The 25537-nt window shown below is 70.9% G+C and carries 13 protein-coding genes; 8 read left to right on the forward strand and 5 right to left on the reverse strand.

Annotation, left to right across the window (positions count from 1 at the left end):
* Positions 1-97 precede the first annotated feature (97 nt).
* Positions 98-2314: a UvrD-helicase domain-containing protein gene (locus tag ABZ135_RS18015; RefSeq protein ID WP_356696763.1), complete on the forward strand. Its 2217-nt coding sequence runs from the start codon at positions 98-100 to the stop codon at positions 2312-2314.
* A 55-nt stretch (positions 2315-2369) separates the two neighbouring features.
* On the opposite strand, the gene ABZ135_RS18020 is transcribed toward ABZ135_RS18015, so the two are convergent.
* From ABZ135_RS18020 to ABZ135_RS18030, 3 genes are all read right to left on the reverse strand, one after another.
* On the reverse strand, positions 2370-3902 hold the full coding sequence (locus tag ABZ135_RS18020) for a M4 family metallopeptidase (protein ID WP_356696859.1): 1533 nt from the start codon (positions 3900-3902) through the stop codon (positions 2370-2372).
* 424 nt (positions 3903-4326) lie between these two features.
* Positions 4327-5268, reverse strand: coding sequence for a 4'-phosphopantetheinyl transferase superfamily protein (locus tag ABZ135_RS18025; protein ID WP_356696765.1), 942 nt, complete (start codon positions 5266-5268; stop codon positions 4327-4329).
* Positions 5269-5343: 75 nt separating this feature from the next.
* Complete coding sequence (locus ABZ135_RS18030; RefSeq protein ID WP_356696767.1) at positions 5344-6423, reverse strand: Ku protein; 1080 nt, start codon at positions 6421-6423, stop codon at positions 5344-5346.
* A gap of 149 nt (positions 6424-6572) precedes the next feature.
* Between ABZ135_RS18030 and ligD the strand changes: the two genes are divergently transcribed.
* The 7 genes from ligD (at position 6573) to ABZ135_RS18065 (ending at position 16539) form a co-directional block, all read left to right on the forward strand.
* Entirely contained in the window at positions 6573-7457 is an 885-nt protein-coding gene (gene ligD, locus ABZ135_RS18035; protein WP_356696769.1) for a non-homologous end-joining DNA ligase, read from the forward strand.
* 155 nt (positions 7458-7612) lie between these two features.
* The gene (locus tag ABZ135_RS18040) at positions 7613-8596 is read left to right on the forward strand and encodes a DNA ligase (protein ID WP_356696771.1); all 984 of its coding nucleotides are present in this window, start codon (positions 7613-7615) and stop codon (positions 8594-8596) included.
* Positions 8597-9027: 431 nt separating this feature from the next.
* Positions 9028-11124, forward strand: a complete 2097-nt coding sequence (locus ABZ135_RS18045; RefSeq protein WP_356696773.1) for a PBS lyase — start codon at positions 9028-9030, stop codon at positions 11122-11124.
* A gap of 324 nt (positions 11125-11448) precedes the next feature.
* Positions 11449-12213, forward strand: coding sequence for a hypothetical protein (locus ABZ135_RS18050; RefSeq protein WP_356696861.1), 765 nt, complete (start codon positions 11449-11451; stop codon positions 12211-12213).
* The gene (locus tag ABZ135_RS18055; protein ID WP_356696775.1) at positions 12210-13499 is read left to right on the forward strand and encodes a HAMP domain-containing sensor histidine kinase; all 1290 of its coding nucleotides are present in this window, start codon (positions 12210-12212) and stop codon (positions 13497-13499) included. Before ABZ135_RS18050 ends, ABZ135_RS18055 begins: the two co-directional genes overlap by 4 nt.
* A 113-nt stretch (positions 13500-13612) precedes the next feature.
* A complete protein-coding gene (locus ABZ135_RS18060) occupies positions 13613-15067 on the forward strand; it encodes an FtsW/RodA/SpoVE family cell cycle protein (protein WP_356696777.1) in 1455 nt (484 codons plus the stop codon).
* The gene (locus ABZ135_RS18065) at positions 15064-16539 is read left to right on the forward strand and encodes a penicillin-binding transpeptidase domain-containing protein (protein WP_356696779.1); all 1476 of its coding nucleotides are present in this window, start codon (positions 15064-15066) and stop codon (positions 16537-16539) included. The genes ABZ135_RS18060 and ABZ135_RS18065 overlap by 4 nt, the downstream gene beginning before the upstream one ends.
* Positions 16540-16599: 60 nt before the next feature.
* Here ABZ135_RS18065 and ABZ135_RS18070 read toward each other — a convergent pair whose 3' ends face one another.
* A complete protein-coding gene (locus ABZ135_RS18070; RefSeq protein ID WP_356696781.1) occupies positions 16600-17286 on the reverse strand; it encodes a hypothetical protein in 687 nt (228 codons plus the stop codon).
* A gap of 28 nt (positions 17287-17314) precedes the next feature.
* Entirely contained in the window at positions 17315-25354 is an 8040-nt protein-coding gene (locus ABZ135_RS18075) for a ricin-type beta-trefoil lectin domain protein (RefSeq protein ID WP_356696783.1), read from the reverse strand.
* Between the last annotated feature and the right edge of the window lie 183 nt (positions 25355-25537).

The following is a 25537-nucleotide window of genomic DNA, read 5'->3' on the forward strand; positions in this document are numbered from 1 at the left end:
GGTCCCCTCCCGATCCTTGCCCGTCGGCCCGCAATTGTGCCGTACCCAGGTACGGTGATCAGCGGAATCGACAACCGTACGACCGGGGGCGCGCACCATGGCGACACTGGGAATCCACAAGGACTTCCTCTTGGAGTTCGCCAAGCTGGAGAAACCCGTCCAGAAGCGTGTCCACGAGGTCTTCGACAAGTTCCGGCAGCACCGGCACGCGGGGCTGCACCTGGAGAAGCTGGAGAAGGCGCGCGACCCACGGATCCGGACCATCCGCATCACCCAGTTCATGCGGGGTGTGGTGCTGGCGCCGGAGTCCGGGGACAGCTTCCTGCTGCTCAAGGTCATGGCCCACGACGACGCCATCGCCTGGGCCGTGAAGCACCGGGCGACCGTCAACTCCGCGACACACGGCATCGAGCTGCGGGACGACGTCGGCCTGGAGGAGGCGACCGCCGGGGTCCAGGCGGACGCGAAGGGCACGCGGACCGGCGGTCAGCGCCTCTTCGAGCACATCTCCGACAAGGATCTGACCCGACTGGGCGTCGACGCGGACCTGCTGCCGCTGGTCAGGCACCTCAGCGACGAGGCCCAACTTGACGCACTCCACAAAATTCTTCCGGAGCAGCAGTACGACGTGCTGGCGGGCCTGGCTGCCGGGATGAAGCCGGAAGACGTGTGGCGCGAGGTCGTGGTGGTGCAGCTGGAGCAGCCCTCGGACCCGGAGCTCCCCACCCTCACCTCGGTCACCGAGTCTTCCGAGGCGCACGCGGATCAGGACGCGTTCTCCGCCGCCATGGCTCGCTCGCAGGGCCGCATCGCCCTCCTCTCGGGTCCTGACGAACTGCTCGAAATCCTGTCCCGGCCTTTCGACGCCTGGCGGGTCTTCCTCCACCCGAGCCAGCGCAGGATCGCCTACCGTCCCTCCTACTCAGGTCCGGCCCGAGTCACCGGCGGCCCCGGAACCGGGAAGACCGTGGTCGCGCTCCATCGCGCCCTCCACCTCGCCCGACGGCTGCCGGCCGACGCCCCCGACGCGTCGATCCTGGTGACCACCTTCACCAAGGACCTCGCGGCGGACCTGCAGAGCAATCTCGAGCTCCTGATTCCCGAGCCGGGCCTGCGCGCGAAGATCCATGTCGTCAACGTCGACGCGCTGGCCAATCAGATCGTCCGTGAGAACCGCGGGGCCCCCCTCGCCCTGGTGACCGGACAGCGGGAGATCACCAGCCGCTGGGCCCGGGTCGCCCGCAGGCTGGACATCGACTTCACGGACGTGTTCCTCGACCAGGAATGGCGTCAGGTCGTCCTCGCGCAGGACCTCCGGTCGCCCGAGGAGTACCTGAAGGCGTCCCGTACCGGGCGGGGAACCCCGCTCAGCCCGTTGAAGCGCGCCCAGGTGTGGCGGGCCGTGGAGGCGTTCACCCAGGACCTCCGGCAGGCGAACGAGTGGACGTTCCTGCAGGTGTGTGCCGAGGCGGCCCGGATCCTCGACGAGCAGGCGGCCCCCCGCCGCTACCGCCATGTGGTGATCGACGAGGCCCAGGACCTCCACCCGGCCCAATGGCGCCTGCTGCGCGCCCTCGTCGCCCCGGGGGCGGACGACCTCTTCATCGCGGGCGACACGCACCAGCGGATCTACGGTAACCGGGTGTCGCTGCGGGCCCTCGGTATCTCCGTGACCGGCCGGTCGACCCGGCTGCGTATCAACTACCGGACCACGAAGGAGATCCTCACCTGGTCCACCCGTCTGGTGGCGGAGGCGCAGGTCGACGACATGGACGGCGGGGAGGACTCCCTCGCCGGGTATCGCTCCGCCTATCGAGGGGCTGTACCGCAGCTCGGTGGGGCGTCCAGCAAGGCCGAGGAGATCGCCGGCCTGGTGTCACGGATAGCGGAGTGGACCTGCTCCGGTGTGGAACCGCACGAGATCGGCGTCGCCGTACGTTACCTCCAGTTGGGAAGGGACATCGCTGCGGCCCTGGAGCAGTCCGGCCAACGGGCCACGGTGCTCGGCTCGTCACCCGCGACCGGGGAGGGAGTCCGCATCGGCACCATGCATCGCATGAAGGGTCTCGAGTTCCGCTGCGTGGCCGTGGCGGGTGTGAACGACGGAGTGGTGCCGATGCAGAGCGCCGTCACAGCGGAGGACGTCGATCTGCAGCAGCACCGGGAAGACATGCTGGGCGAGTTGAGTCTGCTCTTCGTGGCCTGTACCCGAGCCCGCGAAGCCCTCCATGTGTCGTGGCATGGAACGCCGAGCCCCTTCCTGCCGCTCATGGCCGAGAAGGCCGAGAAGGTCGAGAAGAGCGCCCCGGCATAAGGGCCGCGGGGCGCATCGCGATGTGCCCCGCGGCCCTCGGAGCGTGGGGAGGTGCTTACTTCACGTTGACCGCGGCCCAGGCCGCGTTCACCGCGTTGTACTCCGCGCTGCCGGCGCCGTACAGGTCCGTGGCCGCCGAGAGGGTGTCGGTGCGGGCGCCGGCGTAGGTGGTGGAGGAGGTCATGTAGGTGGTCAGGGCCTTGAACCAGATCTTGTACGCCTTCTGGCGGCCGATGCCGGTGAGGGTGGAGCCGTCGTAGGTCGGCGAGCTGTGGACGACGCCGTTGATGGTCTTCGTGCCACTGCCTTCGGACAGCAGGTAGAAGAAGTGGTTGGCCGGGCCCGAGGAGTAGTGGACGTCGAGGCGGCCGAGGCCGCTGGACCAGTAGTCGGCGGAGTTGCCGTCCTTGCTGGGCTTGTCCATGTAGCGGAGCGGGGTGCCGTTGCCGCGGATGTCGATCTTCTCGCCGATGAGGTAGTCGCCGGCGTCGGAGGAGTTGGCCGCGTAGAACTCGACGGAGGTGCCGAGGATGTCGGAGGTGGCCTCGTTCAGGCCGCCCGACTCGCGGCTGTAGCGCAGGCCGGCGGTGGCGGAGGTCAGGCCGTGGGTCATCTCGTGGCCGGCCACGTCGAGGGAGGTCAGCGGCTTGGCGTTGCCCGCGCCGTCGCCGTACGTCATGCAGAAGCACTGGTCGGACCAGAAGGCGTTGACGTACGCGTTGCCGTAGTGGACGCGCGAGTAGGCGGCGACGCCGTCGCCGCGGATGCCGTTGCGGCCGAGCTCGTTCTTGTAGAAGTCCCAGGTGACGGCGGCGCCGTAGTGGGCGTCGGCGGCGGCGGTCTCGCGGTTGGTCGCGAGGCCGTTGCCCCAGACGTCGGTGGAGTTGGTGAAGAGGGTGCCGGTGCCGCTCGTCGCGCCCTTCAGGTCGTACGTCTTGTGGCCGCCGCGCGCGGTGTCGGTCAGGGTGAAGGACGGGGCGGTGCCGAGGGTGACCTGGCCGCTGTACTGGGTGTTGCCGACGCCGGTCTCGATGGCCTCGTAGGAGTAGAGCTCATTGCCGGTGGTGGCGTCGGTGATGACGTGCCGCTCGCTCGGGGTGCCGTCGTGCTGCGTGCCGGTGACGACCTTCTCCCAGGCGAGGACGGGCTTGCCGGTGGCCGCCCAGATCACCTTGCGGGCGTTGCTCCCGGCCTCCGCCGCGGCGGCAGCGGCGGAGCCGGCGGCCGGGGTGGTGGTCGCCACGGATATACGGGCGTGGGTCGCCTTGGTGGTGGAGCGGGCGCCGTTCTTCTTCTGGTGCACGACGAGGTCGCCGCCGAGGACCGGCAGGCCCTCGTACGTGCGCTCGTAGCGGGTGTGGATGGTGCCGTCCGCGTCCTTGACGACGTCCCGGACGACCAGCTTCTCCTGCGCGGACAGGCCGATGGCCCGGGCGGTGGCGGCGGCTCCGGCCTGGGCCTCCTGGATGGCGGCGGCGCGCTGGGTGCCGGTCAGCACGAGCGCGGTCGCGCCGGCCTCGCGCTGGGCCTTCTCGACGCTCTGGGCATCGGCGCTGGCGGATCCGGTCTGGACTCCGACGACGACCATGGCGGCCGATGCGATCAGGGCAGCGGTGCGGGCGACGATACGGCGGTGCGAGGACTGCTGGTGCGAGGACTGCTGGCGGGTCACGCGGGCTCCTTCGCTGTTACGCGTGGGGGTTCTGTGTGGGGGGTGGTGCGGGAGTGAGCGTGCCAGCGAGCAACCCTGATTGACAGGTATGCAACAAGGATTTGACCATCAGTTGTCCGAAGGGCGGCCAACTCCGTCCGTTATACGGGGAGCTGACCGCCCTGAGGGTCATACAGAGGTCGCATAGGGAGGGGGAAGGGTCCCGGAGTAGGGAGGGGGCCCGTAGAGGGAAGGGGTCCCGGAGTAGCGGGGGCGGCCGAGGTCCCCGAAGAGGGCGGGGCCGGGTCACCGAAGAGGGCGGGGCCGGGTCCCGAAGGAGGAGGGGCAGATCCCCCGTCCGTCAGGCCGTGAGCGTGCCGCCCCGGAGCGCCTCGGGCGTCAGGCGGTGCAGGACCGGCGGTTCGGTCGCGGCGCGGGGAGAGCGCAGGGCGACGGCGCCGTGGTGGGCCGGGCCGCAGGGCAGGTCGTGGAGCGTCCAGTCGGCCGGGTGGCGGCGCTCGTCGGCGGAGCCGGCCCCCGTACCGTCACCTCCGAGATCGTCCAGGGTCGTGTCGCGGCCGAGGCCCGTGCCGAGGCCCTTGAGGTACGCCTCCTTGCGCGCCCAGATCCGGCCGAACACGGCGGCCCGCCGCGCCGGTTCCTCCTCGGCCTCGATGTCCGCCCGCTCCCTGAGGTGGAGGACTGACACCAGGTCGGCCACGGTCTCCGGCGCGGGTCGCAGCTCGACGTCGGCGCCGACCGGGACGGGAGCGGTGGCGATCAGGACCATGCCGCGGGTGTGCGAGAGGGAGAAGTGCAGCGGCGGGGGCGGCACGGAGGCGTCACCGCCGGGTACGGGGAGGGCGGGGTGCGTGGGGGTCGGGCCAGCTTCGGCGAGGGCATGGGGCCCGGGGGCCGGGTCGGGTACGGCGAGGGCCGGACGCCCATTGGTCGCGCCGGGTACGGGGAGGGCCGGGCGCCCGTGAGCCGGGCCGGGTACCGCGAGGGCCGGACGCCCATGAGTCGCGCCGGGTACGGCGAGGGCCGGGCGGCCGTGGGGCGCGCCGCAGCACGGGCACGGCTCACGGGTGAAGTTCAGGTCCTGGGGGCGTTCGCCGAGGAGGCCGCCGAGTACGGTGCGCAGCGCGACGTGCGCCGCGGTGTACAAGGCGCGGTCGACGGCCCGTACGAACGAGGCGGCCCGCTCGCGCTCCCGCGCGTCCAGGACGGTCGTGTCGAGACCGGCGGCGAACGCGGCCCCGGGCGTCTCGTCGAGCTCAAGCAACCAGACCTCGGCCTGCATCGTTCGGTGTCCTCCAGGGTGCGGCAGCAGCGTCGACCGTACCCGTGGCTCCGCCGTCCTGTCCCCGGTTCCTCGTCAGGCCGAACGCTTGCGCGGCGTCGCCTTCTTCGCCGGCTGCTTCTTCTCCGTCGCCTTGGCCGTGGACTTGGCGGTGGACTTGGCGGCGGTCTTGGCCGTGGACTTCGCAGGCGGCTTGTCCGTCGCCTTCGCCGCCGTCTTCGCGGTCTTCGCCGTCGACTTCCGGGCCGGCGCCGCCGCGGCCTTCTTCGCCGCCGTCCGTGCCGTGGACTTCTTCGCGCCCGTCTCCTTCGGCGCCGCCGGCCCTGTGGCCTCCTTCCTCCTCGGCCGGAGCTCGGTGACCTCCGCCGGCTCGCCCCGGGCCTCCTTCGCCGCGCGCACACTGCTCTCCAGGGCCGCCATCAGGTCGATCACCTGGCCGCCGCCGCGCGTCTCGGGCTCCGCGGGCGCGACGCCCGCGCCGCCCTCCGCCTTGGCGGCGATCATCTCCTCGACCGCCTCCCGGTAGTCGTCGTGCAGGGTGCTGATGTCGACCTCGCCGAGCGTGGACATCAGGGCGTCCGCCAGGTCGAGTTCCGCCTCCCGCACCGTCACCGGCGTCTCGGGCGCCACGCCCTCCGGGGCGCGGATCTCGTCCGGCCAGAGGAGTCCGTGCATGGCGATCACGTCGTCCACGACCCGCAGCATGCCGAGCCGCTCCCTCCCCCGCAGGGCGTACTTCGCCACGGCCACCTTGTCGCTGCGCTTCAGGGCCTCGCGCAGCAGGGTGTACGGCTTGGCGGCCGGCACCCCGTTGGCGGAGAGGTAGTACGCGGCGTCCATCTGGAGCGGGTCGATCTCCGAGGCCGGCACGAAGGCCACGATCTCGATCGTCTTCGCCGTGGGCAGCGGCAGGGCGGCCAGGTCCTCGTCGGTGATAGGGATCATGGTCCCGTCGGCGTCCTCGTACGCCTTGCCGATCTCCGCCTGGGCGACCTCGGCGCCGTCGAGCTCGCACACCTTCTTGTAGCGGATGCGGCCGCCGTCGGCGGCGTGGATCTGGCGGAAGGAGACCGACCGGCTCTCCGTGGCGTTGACCAGCTTGATCGGGATGCTGACGAGCCCGAAGGATATGGCCCCGTTCCAGATGGATCGCACGGTTCATCCCCTTTCTTTGCCTTGCGTGCCCTTTCGGGGCTATTCGAGCTTGCGGCCTGTGCGACCTGTGCGACCTGTGCGGCCATGCCGCTTTCGTGCCTTATCTGCCATTCACGTCGAATGTGAGGGAATCGTGGGATTCTCATCGTATGACGCCCATCACAGAGGTGGCGGGGCGGCGCCTTGCCCTCAGCAACCTGGACAAGGTCATCCACCCGGCCTCCGGCACCACCAAGGGCGAGCTGCTGCACTACTACGCCACCGTCGAGGCCGCGATCCTGCCCCACTTGCACGACCGCCCGGTCTCCTTCCTGCGCTATCCGGACGGTCCGGACGGCCAGCTCTTCTTCACCAAGAACCCTCCGCCCGGCACACCCGCCTGGGTGAACACCGCCCCCATGCCGCGCTCCGAGGCCCCCGGCGCGCGCCAAGTGGTGATCCAGGACCTGGCCTCCCTCATGTGGGCGGCGAACCTGGTCGTCGAGTTCCACACCCACCAGTGGCGGGCCACCTCCCCCGCCGTCGCCGACCGGCTGGTCCTCGACCTCGACCCGGGGCCGCCCGCGACCGTCGTCGAGTGCTGCCGGGTCGCCCTCCACCTGCGGGAACGGCTGGCGGCGGACGGCCTCACGGCGTACGCGAAGACCTCCGGCTCCAAGGGCCTGCACCTCCTCGTCCCCCTGGAGCCGACGCCCTCCGAGCAGGTCTCCGCCTACGCCCGCCGGCTCGCGGTCGACGCGGAGGCGGAACTGCCGCGCCTGGTGGTGCACCGGATGGCCAAGCACCTGCGCCCCGGCAAGGTCTTCGTCGACCACAGCCAGAACGCCGCCGCGAAGACCACGGCCACCCCCTACACCCTGCGGGCCCGCCGGCTCCCGGCCGTCTCCGCGCCGGTCACCTGGGAGGAGGTGGAGAGCTGCACGAGCCCCGAGACGCTCGTGCTGCTCATGGACGACATCGCGCCCCGCCTGGAGGACTACGGCGACCTGCTCGCCCCGCTCTTCGACCCGGCCGCCGCGGGGGCCCTGCCATGAACCCGAACCCGAACCGGAACCGGAGCCCCGACGGGAACACCGGTCGGGCCACGGACCCGAGCCCCGGCCCGAGCCCCGGCCCGAGCCCCGTCGGGAAGGGCCGCGCCGGCGACGACCGTGGCGGCGGCGTCGTCCTCCGGCCGCCCGTCGATGTCATGCGTCCCAAGGCCGTGGACGAGCTCCCCCGGCAGGGCAGCGTCCCCGGCGGCCTCCAGTACTCCCTCAAGCTGGACGGCTTCCGCGCCCTCGCCTTCGTCCTCGACGACGGCCAGGTCTTCCTCCAGTCCAGGAACCGGCGCGACCTGGCGCGCGAGTTCCCCGGCATCGCCGCCTACCTGGGCGAACGGCTGCCCGCGGGGATCGTCCTGGACGGCGAGCTGTGCGCGTACCGCGAGGGGCGGGTGAGCTTCACCGATCTGCTCCGCACGCACCGGGAGCGCGAGCGGGCCGGCGTCCCCGTCTCGTACATCGCCTTCGATCTGCTCGCCCTGCCCGGTCACGACCTGCGGGGCCGGCCGCTGCGCGAGCGGTGGGAGCTGCTCGGCGCCGCCCTCGCCGGGACCGGGCCGCCGCTCCAGCGGGTGCTCGCCACCGACGACGAGGAGACCGCCCGCGACTGGTTCGCCGCGCTGCGGGAGGCGGGCGTCGAGGGGGTCGTCGCCAAGGCGTGGAACTCCACCTACCGGCCGGGGAGCACCTGGGCCTGGCGGAAGATCCGGCACTCGGACACCCACGACGCCCTGCTCGTCGGGGTGTTCGGGCCGCCCGACCGCCCGCACGCCGTGCTCGCCCGCCTCCCCGACGGGCGCACGCTGCGGACCACCCCGCGCCTGACGGGCACGCAGGCCCGCGAAGTGGCCGAGCTGACGGCGGGGCTCCTCGCGGACCGGCCCGTGAACGACCCGGAGCACGGGCCGGTCCGCCCCCTCGACCGCCAACTCCCCCTGGAGTTGCGGCTGATCGTCGGCCGCCAGGACACCGCCCGCTTCGTACGCGTACGAGAGACGGACCCGTCCCCGGTCCACACGGCCCCGGACCCGGCGCCGCGACTGGACCCGCCACCGGACCCAGCCCCGGATCCACCACCGGACCCGGACCCGGACCCGGACCCGGACCCGCCCCCAAACCCCGAGTTCTGACCAGGACCTGGCCCCGCACCCGTACCCCTCCGCTCCCTCCCCGCCCCTCCCCGTTCGTTCCCGTTCGTTCCCGGCCGGTTACACGCCCGGCGGCCGAATATCGCCTCCCCCGTCCCTCCGTTCCGTTCCGGACAAACTCCCCGGGCGCCCGCGGCGGGCGCCCCGGCGGGCGCGCCGGCGCGCAACAGTGCCGGTCCAGCGTCCGTGAGCAGTGGCCCGGACCGCCGCGAGGCCCGCCGTGACGGCGCCGGGACGGCCGGTCGGGGCCCGGGCGGGGGCCCGTCGGGCCGGTGTGCGGACCCGTGCGTGGCGCAAAGCGAGCGGCCGTGCGGGACTCGCGGGACCGCGTCCCGCAGGCGGGTCCTTGTTGTCCTTGCGTTGGTGCACACTTGCTGCCTGGTACAGCGCTCACGGGGAAGGCGGCGGCTGGCATGCTGACGGGGATCGAGGAGGTCGACTGGGCCTCGTTGGGGCATGCGTACGGCCCCGCGGACGACGTGCCGGAGCTGCTGCGCGGGCTCGCCTCCGACGATCCGGCCGAGCGGGAGAACGCCCTCGACGGCATGTACGGGGCCGTGCACCACCAGGGCGACGTCTACGACTCGACGCTCGCCTGCATCCCCTTCCTCCTCGAACTCGTCGCCGACCCCACCGTCCAGGACCGCGGCGGCATCGTCGAGTTGCTCACCAGCATCGGCGGCATCGACCTCTGCGAGGACGAGGAACTGGACGAACTCGACCCGGAGGACGAGGAGTTCATTCCGGCGGCGAACTACGCGATGGCCGCCGCGGCGGTCGCGGCCGGCGCCGACGTGTTCTTCGGGCTCGTCGACGACCCCGACCCGGAGGTGCGGTTGGCGGCGCCGTGCGCGCTGGCCTCCCTGCACTCGGACCCGTCCCGGGTGCTCGACCTGCTGCGCGAGCGGCTCACCGTCGAGCGGGACACGGAGGTGCGGCTCGCGCTGGTCGCCGCCGTGGGCCGGATCGCCTTGCGGCACGAGTCGCTGCGCGCCGAGACCGTGGACTGGCTGGGCTGGCTGTCCCGCGCCGCGCAGGCTCCCGGGCTGCGGCTCGCGGCGCTCGCCCAGCTCGCCCGGTGCGCCCCCGCCCGTATCCCAGAGGACGTGGTGGAGCGGGTCACCGTCCTGCTCGACGAGGTGCGTTCGGCGCCGCCGGACCGGCCCGTCGAGACACCGCGGGCCGCCACCCCGACGCTGATCGGCCAGGTCCGCGAGCTGTTGGAGGAGCACTCGGCGGGCCGCCCCACGCCGTGGACGGAGGAGCTGCTCCGTACCCTGCACACCGCCCTCGACGACCGGGTCGACGACCGCATCGCGCTCATCCTGGCCCAGTTGCGCAGCCCCGACTGGGGGCAGCGCTCGGACGCGATCTGGCTGTGCGGCGGGTTGATACGGGTCTGGCGCGGGCGGTACGACGAGGTGGTGCGGCTCGTCGGGGAGCAGCTCAGCGACCCGGAGCCGCGGCTGCGGGAGGCCGCCACGTCCTTCCTCGAGCGGCTCTTCGAGCTGGCCGGGCCGGCCTCGGACGCGCTGGCCGCGCGGCTCGCCGCCACGCCGGCGGGGCCGCTCGGGCTGCCCGGCCCCGGGGCGCGGGCCGGCCGCGGCGGGGCGCTGCTCGCGCTCGCCCGTTCGGGCGACGCCCGGGCGATCCCGCTGCTCGCGCGGGCGCTGGAGGAGCGCGAGGTGCGGCGCGAGCTGCTGTACGCGGTGGACGCGCTCGGCCCGGCCGCGCTGCCGCTCGCCCCGGTGCTGCGGCGCAGGCTCGCCGAGGTGGAGCTCGACGACCTGCTGTACGACCGGGCGGCGCCGCTGCTGTTCGCGCTGGCCTCGGTCCGGGGCGCGCAGGCGCTGCCGGAGGTGCTGCGGGTGCTGCGCGGGGCGCCGCCGAACCGGCGGGACTGGGTGCGGGAGGCGTGTCTGCGGACCCTGGCGAAGTTCGGTCCCGTGGCCCGGGAGGACGCGCTGCCGGACGTACGGGGGCTGCTCGCCTCCGGGTCGGCGGCGGTGTCGTCGATGGCGGCGCGGGCGGTGTGGTCGCTGGACGGCTCGGTCGACGAGGCCCTCACCACCCTGGAGCGGTGGCTGCGGCCGGGTGCGACGGGTGCCGACTGGTGTGCGGCGGCCCGCGCCCTCGGGGCGATCGGCCCGGCGGCGGTCGGGGCGGCGCCCCCGCTGCGGATGGGCCTGGGGGCGCGTGACCTGTGGGTGCGGGTGCGTTCGGCCGCGGCGCTGTGGCGGGTCGAGGGCGACGCGGGGGCGGTGCTGCCGGTGCTGCTCGCCGCGTGGGAGGAGAACCGGCACGCCCGGGTGGCGGTGGCCGAGTGCCTGGCGGAGATGGGGCCCGCGGCGAGCGACGCGGAGCCGGCGATCCGCGCGGAGCTGTCCCGAAGACGCCGGCACAACGCCCGGGAGGACGGCGCGGGCTCCCATGACGTCCACGACGACGAGAAGCTCCTCACCCTCTGCCGGGCGGCCCTGGCCCAGATGGAGCGCCGGCGCTCCCCCTAGGGGCGAGACGGGACGGGGCGGTGCCGGCGGGGCGGGGCGGGCGGCTCCAGGGTGCGGTTCTCGGTGCGGGAGATCCACCAAGTGGATAAAAAGGACTTCCCTACGAATAAGGTCTAGGGGAAGACCGGCCGTGAGGTGAGGTTCGCCGTCCCGTCCCCGAGGAGCACCGTGAGATCGCGCAGAGTGAGAAGGCGAGGATCGACAAGGCACGGAGCGACAAGGCACGGAGCGCGAAGGCCCGGAGCGACAAGGCGCGCCGTAACCGGACGCGGAGTGCGCGCCCTCGCCACCACGGGCCGGGCAGGCGCCCGCGCCGCCACGCGCCTGCCCGCCCTGGCGGCGTACGCCCTCACTCTCACCCTCCCCCTCGCCCTCGTCCTCACCGGCTGCGGAAACGAGGCCGGCCTGGAGAGCGCCGGCCGGGTCCCGGCCGCGGTCGGCCCGGTGCGGCTGTGGCCGGACCTGCCGCCCGCGACCAATCCGCCGATCGACTACGGCGAGACCGACACCGAGCGGGTCCCCGGCATCACCGCCCCGCACAACGACGTCCACGCCGTCGACCCGGTCGCGGTGGTCCAGGCCGAGGTCCGCGCCCATGGCGCCGACCGCTCCGGAGCGGACGGCATGTACGAGGAGACGGCGCGGGCGATCGAGGCGTGCGACACCGACCGCGCGCGGTGCCCGATCCTCACCCCGTACTACCGCGACCTCACCGGCAACGGCCGCGACGAGCTGATCGTCGGCATCCGGATGCCCGAGCAGCAGGTCGGCGTCCGGGTCTATCTCGCCGAGAACGACGCCCTGACCCGCATCATGTCCACCACCGACCAGGTGGTCAGCGTCGAGCTGGCCGGCCGCGATCTGATCATGCGGGTCGCCTCGGCCGGCATCCCCGGCTACGAGTACCGGACGGCGTGGTCCTGGGACGAACAGCAGGGCTCGATGCTGCCCGCCCGGGACGAGATCGTCCGGGTCAAACCGCCCGGCTCGGCGGCCTCGGTCGTCCCGCCGCCCGCGTTCGTGAGCCCCTCGGCCGCGCCCACACCCACGCCCACGCCCGCCCCCGTACCGCCCGAGGCCGGCCCGTGAGGCGCCGCCTCCGGCCGCCCGCGTGGACGGCGACCCTCACCTGGAAGGCCGCGGTCTTCATCACCATCATGTGCTGCGCCCTCGCCGCGCTGCTCGGCACGCTCGTCCATGTGTCGGTGGCCGGGCAGACGGTGCGGGACTCCCGCGAGAAGGCGCTGACCAGGCTGGGCGAGGTCGGCCGCCTCTACGAGTCGGGCGAACCGCTCCCCCGTTTCGCCGGGGTGGACCCCGAGGGGCTTCCCGCCGAGCTGCGCGCGCTCGCGGTCCGGGGCGAGCAGGGCACCATGGTGAGCGACCACGAGGGCCGGCCGACGATGTGGGCGGCGGGCCCGGCGGACGGGCGCGCCCTGGCCGTACGGGTGGACTACACGCAGAGCGCCGAGACCATCGACGGGCTCGACCGCTCGATCCTCGGTTCCTCCGTGCTCGCCATCGGGGCCACCCTGCTCGTCGGCGCCTTCGCCGTCACCCGGGTCACCCGGCGACTGCACGCCACCGCGCAGGTGGCCCGGCGGATCAGCGCGGGCGATCTGGACGCGCGCGTCGACGACCCCCGCACCCGGGACCCCTCGCGGCACCAGGACGAGGTGGCCACGGTCTCCGGCGCCCTGGACACCATGGCGTCCTCGCTCCAGCGCAAGCTGCAGAGCGAGCAGCGGTTCACCGCCGACGTGGCGCACGAGCTGCGCACGCCGCTGACCGGGCTGTCGGCCGCCGCCGAACTGCTGCCCGAGGGTCGGCCCTCGGAGCTGGTGCGGGACCGGGTGCGGACGATGCGCGCGCTCACCGAGGACCTGCTGGAGATCTCGCGGCTCGACGCGGGCACCGAGCGGGTGGACCTGGCCGTGCACGACCTGGGGCCGCTGGCCGCGCGGGTGGTGCGGGCCTCCGGAACCGACACGGAGGTGCGGGTGCTGCGCGACGCGACGGTGGAGACGGACAGGCGGCGTCTGGAGCGGGTGCTCGGCAATCTGGTCGCCAACGCGCACAAGCACGGGGCGGCGCCGGTGGTGCTGACGGTGGACGGCCCGGTGGTGACGGTGCGGGACCACGGCGCCGGCTTTCCGGACTACCTCCTGGACGCGGGGCCGCAGCGGTTCCGTACGGAGGGCGGCGGCAAGGGCCACGGGCTCGGGCTGACGATCGCGGTGGGCCAGGCGGAGGTGATCGGCGCGGAGCTGGTCTTCGCCAACGCGAGCGCGGAGGAGGGCGGCGGTGCGGTGGCCCGGCTGACGCTCCCGGAGTACGTACGGCTCGCGGAGCCGGGCACGGAAGCGGAACGGTGACCTAGGCAGACCGGCGACGCCGCACGGCATGGCACGGCACACCGTCACGTCACGGCACGGCACACCGTCACACAAAAGGGACATAAGGCTTACTGCTTGCTACGTTGCGGACCATGACCGCAGCGCCGCCCACGGACGCGAGACCCGCCCAGGACGCGCCCCCGCCCGGGGTGCGCGTTCCGAAGCGCCGCGGTGTGGAGCTCTCCCTGCTCCTCGGCGCCGTCCTCATCTCCGTCTACGGCTATGCCGAGGTCGGCCTCGCCCGCAGCGGCGCCGTGCCGCCGGACGCCGCCCGCTACGGCGCCGGCCTCGGACTGCTCGCGCTCCTCGCCCACCTCGCGGTCCGGCTGCGCGCCCCCTACGCCGACCCGCTCCTGCTGCCGATCGCCGTCCTGCTCAACGGGCTCGGCCTGGTCCTGATCTACCGGCTCGACCTGGAGACGCCCGGCGACCGGGCCGCGCCCACCCAGCTCGTCTGGTCGACGCTCGGCGTGGGCCTGTTCATCGTTGTCGTCCTCCTGCTGCGCGACCACCGGACCCTCCAGCGCTACGCCTATCTGTCCGTGGCCACCGCGCTCGGCCTGATGATCCTGCCGATCTTCTTCCCCGCCGTGAACGGCGCCAAGATCTGGATCCGGGTCGGTCAACTCTCCTTTCAGCCCGGTGAGTTCGCCAAGATCCTGCTGGCGGTCTTCTTCGCCGCGTACCTCGCGGCGAACCGTCACGCGCTCGCGTACACCGGCCGGAAGGTCTGGAGGCTGCAGTTCCCCACCGGCCGGGTGCTCGGCCCGATCGTCGCGATCTGGGTGCTGAGCGTCGGCGTCCTGGTCCTGGAGCGCGACCTCGGCACCTCGCTGCTCTTCTTCGGCCTGTTCGTGATCATGCTGTACGTGGCGACCGGGCGCACCGGCTGGATCGCCGTGGGGCTCGTCCTCGCGGCCGCCGGAGCCTTTCTCGTCGGCTCCCTCGAACCGCACGTCCACGGGCGGGTCGAGGACTGGCTCGACCCGTTCGCCTCGATCCGGGCGGGCGACGGGCCGGGCCAGCTCGCCCAGTCCCTGTTCGCCTTCGCCGCCGGCGGGATGCTGGGCGCGGGGCTCGGCCGCGGCCACTCCGTCCTCATCGGCTTCGCCGCCAAGTCGGACTTCATCCTCGCGACGGCGGGCGAGGAGCTGGGCCTGGTGGGGCTCACCGCGCTGTTCCTGCTGTACGCGCTGATCGTGGCCCGCGGCTACCGCGCCGGACTCGCCCTGCGCGATCCCTTCGGCCGGCTCCTGGCGATCGGCCTGGCCTCGATCCTCGCGCTCCAGGTCTTCGTCATCGCGGGCGGGGTGATGGGACTGATCCCGCTGACCGGCATGGCGATGCCGTTCCTCGCGCAGGGCGGTTCGTCGGTCGTCACCAACTGGGTGATGGTGGCGCTGCTCGTCCGGGTCTCCGACTCGGCCCGCGCGCCGCGCCCGGACATGGCGGACACGGGGGTGATCGCCCCGATCGTGGAGGACGAACGGGTGGAGGAGCCGAGGCGGACGGGTGGAGGACATGAGATGAGGAGGCACGCGCCGTGATCCGCTACATCCGGCGGGCGGCGGCCCTCTGTCTGGTCCTCCTGGTGGCGCTGCTCGTCAACGCGGCTCGGGTGATGGTCATCGAGGCGGACGAGCTGGACGACAATCCGGCCAACCGCCGGATCGCCATCACGCGCTGGGGCCAGCCGCGCGGCGAGATCGTCGTGGACGGCCGTCCGGTGACCGGCTCGCGCGACAGCGGCCAGCAGTTGCGCTGGGAACGGACGTACACCCAAGGCCCGTTGTACGCACCGGTGACCGGCTACGCCTCCCAGACGTACGGCACGACCATGGTCGAGCACGCCGAGGACGCCGTCCTGTCCGGCACCGATCCGATGCTGGCCCCGCTCCCCCTCTGGAACGACCTGAGCCGCGGCCGGCAGCCGGGCGGGGACGTGATCACCACCATCCGGGCCCGCATGCAGGAGGCCGCCTTCCGGGGCCTGGACGGCAGGCGGGGCGCGGTCGCGGCGATCGAGCCGTCGAGCGGCCGGATCCTCGCGCTGGTGTCGTCCCCCTCGTACGACCCGGGGGTGCTGTCGGGCACGGATCGGGAGGTGAAGGACGCCTGGGCGCGGCTGACCACCTCGCCGAACCAGCCGATGCTGGCGCGGGCGTTCCGGCAGACGTATCCGCCGGGTTCCACCTTCAAGATCGTGACGGCGGCCGCAGCGCTGGACGCGGGTGTGGTGACGGACCCGGACGCGCCGACCGACACTCCGGACCCCTTCGTCCTGCCCGGCACCCGCCGGGTCCTGCCCAACGAGGCCAAAGGCTGCGCAGACGCCTCGCTCGCCGACGCCATCCGGTGGTCCTGCAACACGGTGATGGCCGGCCTGTCGGTGAAGGTCGGCCTGGAGAAGATGGTGGAGGCCGCCGGGAACTTCGGCTTCAACGACCCGGGCCTGCGGATCCCGTCCTGGGTGGCGAGGTCGAACTTCGACACCGACATGAGCCCGGACCAACTGGCCCTCTCCTCCATCGGCCAGTTCAACACGACGGCCACCCCGCTCCAGATGGCGCTGGTCGCCGCCGCGGTCGCCAACAACGGCGAGATCGCCCACCCCCACCTGATCGAGCGCACCACCACCGCCGGCGGCACCACCGTCGACACCACCGGCCGCCGCACCTACCGCCAGGCCATGCGCCCCTCCACCGCGACCCGTCTCCAGGAGCTCATGGTCCGCGCGGTCCAGGAAGGCACCGGCACCAACGCCGCCATCCCCGGCGCCCGCGTCGGCGGCAAGACCGGCACCGCCCAGCACGGCCTCGGCAACACCGGCACCCCCTACGCCTGGTTCATCGCCTGGGCCCAGGCCCCGGACTCCGCCCAGCCGGCCGTCGCGGTCGCCGTGGTCGTCGAGGACGCGGCGGCCAACCGCACGGACATCTCGGGCGGCGGCAGCGCGGCCCCGATCGCAAGGGCGGTGATGGAGGAGGCGCTGCGACTGGAGAGGGAGGCGCGGGGATAGCCCTCGGACAGCACTCCGCCCCGCTGGGCGGACCCAGCGGGGCGGAAACGAGCAGGAGGATCAGTCCCGGAACCATCGTTCCGGAGGTTCGGGGAATCCCTGGCCGATTGTGGAGATGCTCGGATACGGCAGGGATCCGACGAGGTCCGAGCCCATCAGCAGCGCCGGATTCGCCGCCATGACATAAACCCTTGGCGGGCGGCCGGGATCACCGGTCAGGAACGGCTCCTCCAACACGGCCACGTCGTCGAAGCGGGTCCACCGTGTGAGACTCCCGACCGTCACCGGGCGGAGCCTGCCGCGGGAGATGAAGTCCACGGCCTCGGAGTACTGGAGACCGAAACCGCTCAGGACGGTCCAGCCCCGCAGAGTCGACCAAAGGGCCAGCGACTCCACGAACTCCATGAAACCGGCGAACATGTCGGTGTACTCGCCACTCCATGAGACCCCGACCCTCCCGTCGCGATGAAGAACGATCGCGCAGGGAGCGTTCTGGTGCTCGCCGATGCGGATGAACTCGTCCCCGTCGGGCGAGGAGGCCCAACCGTCTCGGGAGACCGAGAGCCGAGTCCATCCGTAGTAGTTCCCTCCGTAGCCGGGAAGGGTGACTCCCTCCCATCCCTCCACAAGCAGCTCGACCAGCATTCCCGCTTCTGACGGGAAGTCGATCGAACCGGCCTCGGGAAGCCGGTGAGGGGCACGAGCCTCCTCGTTGAGGAACCGGACGGATTCGGCTGTCGGTTTCACCGATAACGCTCCTTTCAGTGATGCGGGATCAGTGGTTGACAGTCAGCAGGTAGGTGAAGAGATCCCGGCAGTTGGGACACATCTCTCGATAGGCGCCATGGCGATCCCATCCATACCCCTGTGAACCACCGCGCACATCGACGGCCTGCGACCTCGCGCCGCCGATCGGCAGACCACGACGCTCCAGTTCGCACAATGCCCCGATCTCGCCACACCCACCGTGGTGGTTGGTCAGCTGCACGGCAGTCCTCACGTTGGGCGTGAGGTCTTCGAGCGTCCTGTTGATGCTGATGCCGAGGGCGCTGTGCTGCCCGTCTGCCGTGAACACCTGCGCCGCGACATTGGTCTGGCCGGCGTTGTCATCGGCATGGTCGAGCAGCTCGTCCGACGGCTCGCCGGTGATCTCGCAAACGTGCGGTTCGTTGCCACCGTCGTTGTGCACCAAAACCGGCGTCGCACCAGCGAGCGCGTAGTAGGTGTGGACGTCGGAGACCGTCAGGTTGTGGACCGTGGCGTCCTGCGCCGTCCAGCGCTGGATCGACGTGATCTGGACGTAGGTGCCCGTACCTGCCTGCAGCCACTGGTGGGGGCGCAGGTCGGTCGCCTTGAGCCATGCGCGGAGCTCGGGGACCCAGAAGGGGTGGCCGTCGGTCGCGGTGACCTGGGCCGTCTGCGAACCCGACGTGCCGTCGACGTCAATCGTGACCTTGACCAGGTGCTTGAGGCCCTGGCCCGTGATCTCGGCGGTGACCGTCTCGATCCGGGTCTCCCCGGTCTTCGGCTCCGTCGCGACGACCTTGTCGCCGGTCCTCACCTTCTCGATCGGCTTGGTGGAACCGTCGGCCATGAGCACCTTCGTGCCGGGCACGAAGCTGTTGCAACCGGACTTGCCGGAACCGCCACCACCGCTGGCGCCACCGTTGGAACGGGAGGAACCGCCGGAGGAGCCACCGGGCTTGCTGGTGCTGACCTTGCCGTTTCCGCCGCTCTTGCCGCCCCCGGTCGTCTTCTTGGGCTGGGAGGAGGACTTCGGTGCGGCCTTGGCCTGGGACTTCTTCTGGACCGGGTTACCGGTCTTCTTCTTCGCGGCGGCTGCCGCGTCGGCCTTCCGTTTGGCGGCCTCTGCTGCCTTCTTCTTGGCTCTTTGCGCGGCCTCCTTCTTGGCCTTCTCAATGGCGGCCTTCTTGGCCTTCAAGGCTGCCGCTTCGGCTGCCTTGGCAGCCTTGAGCACGGCTTCGGCGGCCCTCTTCGCGGCCTTGAACGCCTGGATGGCGTCGATGGTGCGGTTGATCGCCTTCAGAACCGACGGAATCTTGCCCAGCTTCGTCCACGGAATGGCGTCCAGGATGATGCTGCCGCACGACCACATGTCACCGCCGAAGCAGGCCATGGCGTCGTTGATGCCGATGAAGTCCTTCAGCGTCTCCCATGCGATCGACAGAATCACCGAGGTCAGGGACTTGCCCATGGTTGCCTGCGCCTGCGCGACCTGGGCCGCGGACAGACCGGCGCCGGCGAGTGCCGCGGCCTTCTCGGAAGCGGTGAGGGTGATGGCCAGACCCGTCGGGTCGTCGAACGTCACAGGGTTGTTGTGGGCGTAGACGTACCCGTTGGCCTGCTGCGGATCGTTCAGGTCCATCAGCGGGTCGGCGGACAGGAAGCGTCCGACCACCGGGTCGTACAGGCGAGCGCCCAGCGGCTGGAAGCCGGAGGCGTCGTCCCTGGTCTTGCCGAGGAACCCGGTGTGAGCCTGCAGGTTGACACCGACGGTGCTGGCGCCGCGCTGGTTGCCGAACGGGTCCTGCTTGCGGATCCGCACCGCCATGGTGCCGCTCAGAGCGACCTCGGCGTACGTCGAACCCTGGTGGTCACCGGTCAGGGCGACCAGCTGCTCGCCACCCGTGCCGTAGGCGTAGCGCATGACCTGTCCACCGGGGGTGGAGTAGGTGCGCTGGCTGTTGACCAGGACGCCGCCCTGCTGGATGGTCACCTCGGCTTCGCCCAGGTGGAGCGTCGCCGTCTTGCCCTTGATGGTGAGAAGGCGGTCGCCGCCGGGACCGTAGATGTGACGCGTGTCATTCTGCGGCGCCCACAGCTGTGCGGCGGAGGTGCCGTCACAGGTGGCCAGGACGATCGGCGTGGAGTTCGCCGAGTTCCCGCCCTGCACCGCCAGGCACAGGTTCGACGCGGCATGGGTCAGCTGGCCCAGGGTGTTGCGCTTCAGCTCCTGCGCGGCAGTGCCGTTGCACTTCTGGATCTGGACAGCCGAGCCGGCCGTGTTCCCGGCGGGCTGGACGCACCAGTCGTCGTAGACCGACAGAGTGCCCCGGTTGGGGTCAGGCTGGTTGTCGTCCGGAATAGTCGGAGTATCCGGTTCGGGGGTGGGTGTGAACTTCCAGTTCTGGGCGATGGATGAGTTGCAGCCGTACAGCTGGAGCGGCTGAGCCACCGCCGCAAGGCCGGACTTGAGGTCGAGGCACTTGTCGGCCAGACCCACGTACGGGGTTTTTCCGCCGGTGCCGGAGCCGGTGATCCGCTCCACCTGGCCGTCGTAAGTCCAGGACAGCGTCTGCTTGTCACCGTTCTGGATCGAGGTGACCTGCTTGGTCTCGCCGGTCAGCTCGTAGAGACGCTCCGCCTCGGCCTTGACCTTGGCACCCGCGGGGGTGGTGTAGGTCTTGGACACCTTGGTGAGGGTGTGCGGCTGGGAGCCGTCCGCCTTGCCGTAGGTGTAGCCGGTCGTGGCGTCCTTGGCGGCATTGCCCGACAGGTCCTTCTCGACGAGCTTCTTCCGGTTGCCCAGAAGGTCGTACTCGTACTGCTGCCAGTAGCCGGAGTTGTCCTTGCCGGCGGCGACGTTCAGGGTGCCGTCGGTGTTCTGCGGGGTGGTGCAGGGCGCCTGGTCCTTCGAGGTCCAGGCTTCCTTCAGCTGACCGAGCGGGTCATACGTGAAGCACTGCCGTTCCTCGATCCCGGTGGCCGCCTCGTGGATGCCCGTGACGTTGCCGGAGGGGTCGTAGGTGTAGGCACGGTTGGAGACCAGGTTGCCGGAGACCACCGTGGGGTCGGTCTTCTCGCGATAGACCTGCTGGTTCTGCAGCTCACCAGTGGACTCGTCGTAGGAGTTCTGCGCCCAGACGCGGTACGGCAGCGAACCCAGGGTGGACCGCATGACCTGGCCGTACGGGGAGTAGACCGTCTCCGAGCCGTACCAGTCCTTGCCGGAGATGGAGACCGGCTTGCCGTCCTCGTTGTAGCGAACGACAAGCTTCTCCGGGTCGAGCTTGCCGGCCTTCGGCAGGGTCGCCTCGTCCAGCATGCCGTTGTCAGAGTAGGTGTAGCCGTAGGTGTAGTCCTTCTGCAGACCCCACGTGGCGACGATCGAATCGGGCAGGGTCAGCGTGGTCGAAGTCGGCAGGTACTCCTTGGTATAGCCGTTGACCTTCTGCACGTACGCCAGGTCGTCGGTGTAGCGGGTTGCGGTGGCAGGCATGCCCTTGCCGCCGGGAGCCGAGTCGTAGGAGAAATCGGCCAGAAGCCTGCCGTTGGCATCCGTCTGCCGCTGCTGCTTGGGGCGGGACAGCTCGTCGTAGCTGTTCCACACGGTGCCACGGGCGTTCGTGATCGTCACCGGTCGGTCACGGTTGTCGTACTGAGTAACCGTGGTGCCGGTGTCGGGGTCGGTCGCGGTCTCCATCCGACCGCGGCGGTCGTACGTCCACGTCCACGGGTGGGCAGGGTCGGCCGACGCGGTCGCTTTGACCACCTGGCCGAACGGGCCGTACTCGTAGCGCGTCGACGTGTAGCGCTCCTTGGTTCCCGTCGGCGTCGTGTATTCGGGCGCCGCCGGGTTGAAGGTGTCCGTACGGACGGTGCGGCCGATCGCGTCGGTGTACACACGGTAGGACGAGGTGCCCTGCGGGTGGATCACCTTCGACCAGTCCGGGCCGTACTCGTAGCGGACCGCTTTCTCCGGGATCTCCTGTGAGATGGCTTCGGTCGTGCCCGTGAGCTTGACCTTGAGGACCGGCATCTCCTCCAGCACGCGGCCGAGGCCGTCGTACTTGTACCGGGTGATGTTCGGGACGGTGGTGTCCGCCTGGGGGGTGAACAGTTCGCCGCTAGGGGCATCCTGGTTCAGGTAGGCGTTGTTGGTCTGGTAGACCTCACCGGCGCTGTTGTACAGCGTGTCGGTGATCAGACGACCGCCGCCGTCCGCCTGCTCCTGCGACTGCCGCTCACGGCCGAGACCGTCGTAGATCGTGACGGACTTCTCGACCCTGTCCTCGTAACCCCGCGCGTACGTGGTGACATACGGAGGGTTGCGGGTCTCGCCGCCGTCGGGGTCGTTCGGATCGGGCATGGGGACCGGGATGGTGTACTCGGCCTTGAAATCGGGCACGCCCGTGGTGCGGCCCGGGGCCCATGCCTCGGTGAGACGGCCCAGCGGGTCGTACTTCGCCACGCTGACGTGACCGTTGGCGTCGGTCGTCTTCAGCGTGACCGCGCGCCCCGGCTCGATCTCCTGGATCTGGCTGTGTCCGAGCACGTTGGTCGTGGTGACCTTGAAGACCTGGCCCGTGGCCGGGCCGATGGACTCGAAGCTGATCGTGGAGGACTTCGGCGTCGGCTTGGTCAGCTGCTCCGGGTCGGTCGTTCGGACTACGCGGCCGATCTCGTCGAAACCGGTGGTGCCGTTGGTCTGGAAATCGGTGCCGGTGCCGTTCAACGACCACGACTCGGTGGCCAGACCGCGGGTGGTGGCGCCGAGGGCCGTGCCGTACGCCGTGCCGTCGTAGGCCGTGCGCTGCGCCCCGCTGAGGGTGGACAGGTTCGTCCAGACGGCGTTGGCGCACGTCGTCGGCGACACCAGGACCTGCTTCGACAGACCGATCAGGTTCTTGGCCGTGTTGTGCAGGTACTCCAGCTTGGTGCAGGACTCGTCACCGGTCTTGCCCGTGTCGCCCAGCGACTCCACCAGGGTCGGCAGACCGTACGTCGACTCGTAGGTCGTGCTGCTCTTGACCGTCCGCAGCGTCCGCTTGTCGTCACCCGTTCCCGAGGACTTCGTGTGCGCGATCTCCTCGGGCTCGGTGACCCGCCACGCCTGCAGCGGGCTCAGGCCGTCGCCGAGGTCACGGCGGGCCAGCTCCGTCGCCTGCGGGATCGTGATGCTGCGGGTCAGCCACTCGGTGTCCGCATCCGTCGCGTTGGAGTAGGACAGCTCCTCGAGGATGCGGCCGGCAAAGGCCTCTCGGTCGTAGACGGTCTGGCCGTCCGACGTCTTGATGAGGTTGCCATGGACGTCCGTCACGGGGGTGGCGTCGCCCATGCCGCGGTAGAAGCGGGTGACGGCCTTGGTCTTCGGGCCCTCGGCGCCGGGGACGTCCTCACCGGGGGTGGTGCCCTCGCCACTGTCGGCGCCGGCCTTGCGCTCGCCGGTGGTGACCGTGGTCTGCTCGAAGCCGGCGAACTGGGAGTAGGTGCGGGTCGACTTCTTGGTGAACTCGGCCTCGGCCAGCTTCCAGCCGGCGTTCTTGTAGTCGTACGCCGTCAGCGTCGAGTAGGAGCCGGGAACGTTCGGCAGCTCCTCGATCGTGTCGACCACGTACTTGTTGAACCAGTCGATGTCCTCGACCTCGGCGTCCGGGTGCCAGAACACCGGGTAGCACAGCCGGGTGTTGGCCTTGAGCGCGGCGGTCTCGGTCTTGCCCGGCAGTTTGGTGCTGTCGGTGCACTCGGGCGTGCGGGGCTTGTAGGTGACGGCCGTCTCGCCGCCGTACTCGTTGACGACACGGGCGATGCGCAGACGCGAGAAGCCGGGCCGCGGGTCGGTCGCGGGGTCACCGCGGTAGACGCGGTTCGGCATGTCGTCGGAGTTCGACTCGAACCGCACCGCGTTCAGCTTCACCGACGCGTCGTTGGAGCCCTCGCGGGCGTAGCCGGTGCGCTGGATCGACTCCAGCCACAGCGCCGTGTTGGCGCCGGTCTTCAGGACCGGGAAGCTCTGCTTGAGCTGGTACTCGTCGACGACCTGACGCGCGGTGGTGTTGGTGAGGCGCTGCGTGGAGGTGGTGATCTTGTCCAGGCGCTTGCGGGTCCAGAAGGTCGGACCGGCGTTCCAGCACTTGCGGGTGTACGTCGAGGTGACGGCCTTGCAGTTCAGGTCGGCCGGGGTGTCGTACCAGATGCGGTACTTGCCCGGGTCCTTGTCCGTGAAGTGGTCGACTTCGTCGTTGGCGTCCGTGCAGGTCAGGCCCGCCTCGGGGAAGCAGCGCTCGGCGACGGTGAAGCCGATGCGCGCCGGGGCCTCCGCAGAGAAGAGCGTGTCCTTGCGCTGGCCGTAGTAGATGTGCTTCAGGTAGCCGCCACGGTGGTACTTGACCGGGCCCTTGAAGTAGAAGTTCTTCGCGTAGTAGTTCTGCTCGCGCGCGTACCAGAGGGACATGGCGTTGCCGTGGATGTCCTCGACGTAGTCGAGGTTCCAGCGCCATGCCTGGAGGCAGGAGGAGTTCTTCCAGTTGGTGGTACCCGTGCCCGCGTAACAGGGCTCTCCGGAGTGGTTGCCGTACACCGGGACCGAGAGGACGGAGTCGGTGAACGGGTCGTCGGCGGCGGTGCCGTTGTCCGACCAGCCCGGGAGCTTGTTCAGACCGAAGTGGTAGCGGGTGCCGTCCTTGGTGGTGACGACCCAGTACTCGCCGTCCGCGTCCTTCAGGCCCGAACGCGGGTCCTTGGACGTGTCCTTGATCCGCTCGATCTTCGAGCCGTCACCGTTGGCGGTGAACCACTGGCCGACGGGCTTGCCGTCGCTGCCGAGCGGACCCTTGGTCTCGTCCCACACCAGCTCGGTGGTGGAGCCGCCCAGGGACAGGGTGGCGTTCTCCGAGCCCCAGCACAGGTCCGCGGTCTTGTGGTCCTTGTTGTTCGCCCCGGCCCGCTTGGAGTCCTGGCGGCAGTTGTTGTACGACCGGGTGATCGAGCCCGGGTTGTAGTCCCAGCCGTCACCGATCCAGGAAGCCTGGTTGTTCGACGCCGAGGTGCGGCCGTCGACCGACTGCGAGTTGTACGACAGGTTGACCTTCGGCATCAGACCGCCGGCGGTCTCCGGGACCTGCACCTGGTACGAGTAGGTGAAGGCGCCGTTGGAGGAACCCGCGGCCCAGGAGCCGGAGGACAGCAGCGGCGTGGCGGTGAAGTCACCGGACGCAGAGGCGCCGGTGTCCATCGCGCCGACGACCTGGCGGCCGTTGGCGCCCACGTTCTCCGAGAAGGCGGCCTTGCGCGCCGTGGCGCCCGACACCTTCGAGGTGTCCTCGTCGGGCAGCAGGTTCGCGACCGGGATCGTGCCGGAGAGGATCTGGCGGGTCGCGGCGTTCTTGGTCTTGCCGGTGGTGCCCTTGAGCTTGGTCTTGGCCGCCGGCACCTCCTTGATGGTGCTGCGCAGCCGCTCGACCTCGACGTCCGGCTCGTTCTCGCCGGCCATGGTCTCGACGCCCGTGTCGGGCGCACAGTCGCCGGTCTCCGGGGAGTCGATGACACAGCTCGGCAGCAGGACGAGGCCGAAGCGCTCGGCGGCCAACTGGCCGTAGCGGTCCTCGAAGGCAGTGGTGTCGACGTCGACGAGCACCTGGGCCGCCGGGTCCGCCGTCGCCGGGGGCACGATCTCCATGATCATGCCGGGCACGCCGGTGTCCTCGGACGTGGTGGTCGCCTTGACGGCGACCTGCCAGTCACCGGCGATCGCCGCGGGGTCCTGCCCGGCCGGCACACCGACACCGACCGGCAGGAGCGTCGAGGTCGTGGGGTTCACGACCTGGACCGTGGTTCCCGCCGGGGCCGTCGCCGGGTCCGCCTTGCCGGCGTCCGCCGCCCACGGGTCGGTGGCGACCGGCTTGTACGCCTCGTTCGCCTTCGGATCCGCCGTGGTCAGCTCCTTCGGAGCCTCCGTGTCCTCCGGCAGGGTGGTGCTCTTCGGAATGTCCGGGAGGTCGACCTGGGAGGTCGTCTCCTCACGGCTCATCCCGTCGCCGGGAACGGCCAGGGCCTGCGAGCCCAGGCTTGTCACCGTCAATGTCGATGACAGCAATAGGACGATCGCCGCGCGGCTTCGCCGACGGCGCCGTCGTTGTGACTCTGTCATGGCTAGGCGATCCCGCCCGATCCATGACAGTGGACCTGAAGCACGCATACGCGTCGACTCCCACCCAGACGAACAAGACAACGGGGATGAGGTGCGGAAACACCAAAA

Source organism: Streptomyces sp. NPDC006339, assembly GCF_040612775.1.
GTDB lineage: Bacteria > Actinomycetota > Actinomycetes > Streptomycetales > Streptomycetaceae > Streptomyces.

What these genes read in the sequence shown, in the direction of transcription:
- ABZ135_RS18015 (WP_356696763.1), top strand. Translation starts at nt 98, where the DNA reads ATGGCGACACTGGGAATCCACAAGGACTTCCTCTTGGAGTTCGCCAAG.
- ABZ135_RS18020 (WP_356696859.1), bottom strand. Translation starts at nt 3,902, where the DNA reads ATGGTCGTCGTCGGAGTCCAGACCGGATCCGCCAGCGCCGATGCCCAG.
- ABZ135_RS18025 (WP_356696765.1), bottom strand. Translation starts at nt 5,268, where the DNA reads ATGCAGGCCGAGGTCTGGTTGCTTGAGCTCGACGAGACGCCCGGGGCC.
- ligD (WP_356696769.1), top strand. Translation starts at nt 6,573, where the DNA reads ATGACGCCCATCACAGAGGTGGCGGGGCGGCGCCTTGCCCTCAGCAAC.
- ABZ135_RS18040 (WP_356696771.1), top strand. Translation starts at nt 7,613, where the DNA reads ATGCGTCCCAAGGCCGTGGACGAGCTCCCCCGGCAGGGCAGCGTCCCC.
- ABZ135_RS18045 (WP_356696773.1), top strand. Translation starts at nt 9,028, where the DNA reads ATGCTGACGGGGATCGAGGAGGTCGACTGGGCCTCGTTGGGGCATGCG.
- ABZ135_RS18060 (WP_356696777.1), top strand. Translation starts at nt 13,613, where the DNA reads ATGACCGCAGCGCCGCCCACGGACGCGAGACCCGCCCAGGACGCGCCC.